Raw genomic sequence first — 1557 nt, 5'->3', positions numbered from 1 at the left:
CGTGTCAGCGGGAGACCCCGCAGGTGCGAATGCACCGAGGAGGCTCCCGGACCGCCCGCGGAAAGCGAGTGCCTGCAGCGGAAATCAACAGGCAATTTTAACAGAGCTTTGTACAAAAATAAAAAAGCTATAAAACAAAAAGGCTAATATCATTGACTCTTGGGAATAACGGACACATCTTATCGCTTCAAGAAACCCCTTACATTTTTCCGAATTATTAAAGCTATCAAGGGAACAGCTTAATGGTTGATCTTATTTAACCTGTTCTCTTTTTTTATAGGTAAGGCAAGCGAATAAGACCTGAATTATTCCGTATTGTGGAATTAATTCCACAATGTAAAAACCTTTAATAAGATTAAAAAACATTATCATTTTTTTGTCAATGCTTTATATTCAGAAAATTAGGAACCGTATGTTTACATAACTCTGCCCTTCCTGTAAAATAATAAGAAATGAATTGACGTTATTCTTATATAAAGTCAATGAAGGAGCACATACATGGTTCAGTCAATAGATCGAGCAATGCATATTATTCATATTCTCACATCCGATGATGATAAGAATGCCTGGGCTATTTCTGAAATTGCAGAAAAAACAGCTCTTCCAATTAGTACGGTACACCGCCTTATTGGGTCACTCATTAAAAACGGGCTGGTTATGCAAATTCCAGATACGAAACTTTATAAAATCGGCTATACGTGGATGGAAATCGGCCTTAAATTACTTGAAAATACAGACTTTCGCGATGTAACGAGACCCATTATGGAACAATTGGCACAGGATGTGAAAGAAACCGTTTACTTCAACATTCCCAGCGGAAATTATTCCATTATAATGGATCGGATTGACAGCCCGCGAAGTGTAAGAATTATTGATAGCTTGGGAGAGCGTATCCCGCTCCATATCGGAGCTGCTAACAAAACAATTTTGGCCAATATGCCGGAAAAACAAGCGGAACAAATTATTCATAGCCTCATTTCCTCACAAAAAGAAAGAGACAAATTCATAAAACATTTAAGAGAAGTGAAGCGAAATGGGTATGCCATCAGCTACGGGGAAAAGACAGATGGAACAGCGTCTGTCGCAGCACCTGTCATTGGCTTTAATCATAAAGTAATCGGCGCTATAAACATTGAAATGCTGGATTATGAAATTACAGATGAGCACCTCACTTTTTTAACGGATAAAGTGAAGCTAGCTGCACAAACGATATCGATGAAAATCGGGAGAACCTTTTAATATGGCCGTCAAAAACAGGACTTGAAGCATTCTTCAAGCCCTGTTTTTTATATTTTCCGTAGAACAGCTTTATGATATTACCAGGCCAGGAGTGATAGTTGTTCATAGCATTTTGAGTAGCAATATCGGATTTGCAGAGAGACAAAATGGCTGAAGGATTCATTATATTTAAGCTGTGATAAAGCTTATTGTTGATTTTAGCACCCTGTTGATTGGAGCGGAGGGTACGAGATCCTCGAAAATGCTATCGCATTTTCTTCGTGCGGTGTTCATTCGAGGAAGCTTATTCAATGTCCTGCGGGAGAAGCGTGTCAGCGG

Annotated in this window: 1 protein-coding gene; it reads left to right on the top strand. The window is 39.2% G+C overall.

Annotation, left to right across the window (positions count from 1 at the left end):
* The first annotated feature begins 498 nt into the window (after positions 1-498).
* On the top strand, positions 499-1239 hold the full coding sequence (locus L634_RS0128585) for an IclR family transcriptional regulator (RefSeq protein WP_026585317.1): 741 nt from the start codon (positions 499-501) through the stop codon (positions 1237-1239).
* The last annotated feature ends 318 nt before the right edge of the window (positions 1240-1557 follow it).

Source organism: Bacillus sp. J33, from assembly GCF_000518885.1.
Taxonomy (GTDB): Bacteria; Bacillota; Bacilli; order Bacillales; family Cytobacillaceae; genus Cytobacillus.
The sequence above is the reverse complement of the archived record's forward strand: the minus strand, read 5'-3'. Positions and strand labels throughout refer to the sequence as shown.